The following is a 767-nucleotide window of genomic DNA, read 5'->3' on the forward strand; positions in this document are numbered from 1 at the left end:
ATCCAGCGCCGCCGCCGCCCGTTCGGGCCGCAGGGTCATGCCGCCGCCAGCGAACCCTTCGGGCTGGAGCAGCCCCAGAACCAGGTCGGCATCGGTCACCGCCGGCCGCGTGCCGCCCAGTCCGTAACAGGCCGGCCCCGGCACCGAAGAGGCGCTTTCCGGCCCGACCACAACCCGCCGCATCGCGTCCAGATGCGCGATCGACCCGCCCCCCGCGCCGATCTCGACCATCTCGATCACCGGAATCCGCAGCGGCAGGCCCGATCCTTTCATGAAGCGCGCGGTGCGATCCACCTCGAAGAAACGCGAGGAGGCCGGCTGCCCCCGTTCGATCAGGCAGATCTTGGCGGTGGTGCCCCCCATGTCGAAGGACAGGACCCGCCCCTCCGACAATTGCCCGGCGCATTGCGCGGCGAAGATCGCCCCGCCGGCCGGGCCGGATTCCACCAGCCGCACCGGAAATTGCCGCGCGGCCTCGAGCGACGTCAGCCCCCCGCCCGAGGTCACCAGATAGAGCGCGCCCCGGAAGGCGCGCCCGTCCAGCGCCTGGCGCAGCCGGCCCAGATAGCCGGCCATCAGCGGCTGGACATAGGCGTTGGCCACGGTGGTCGAGGTCCGCTCATATTCGCGTATTTCCGGGCAGACCGCGCTGGAAATCGAAATCGGCACCTCGGGCAGCGCCTCGGCCAGCAGGTCGCGGGCCCGGCGCTCGTGCGCCGGATTGGCATAGGCGTGCAGAAAGGCGATCGCGATCGCCTCGGCCCCGG

Annotated in this window: 1 protein-coding gene; it reads right to left on the minus strand. The window is 71.4% G+C overall.

Translation table 11 applies throughout. The features are described from left to right. The coding region (locus HUK84_RS21105) for a hydantoinase/oxoprolinase family protein (RefSeq protein ID WP_176641914.1) at nucleotides 1-767 on the minus strand (767 nt) is incomplete at both ends.

Source organism: Nguyenibacter vanlangensis (assembly GCF_013376155.1).
GTDB classification, from domain to species: Bacteria; Pseudomonadota; Alphaproteobacteria; order Acetobacterales; family Acetobacteraceae; genus Gluconacetobacter; species Gluconacetobacter vanlangensis.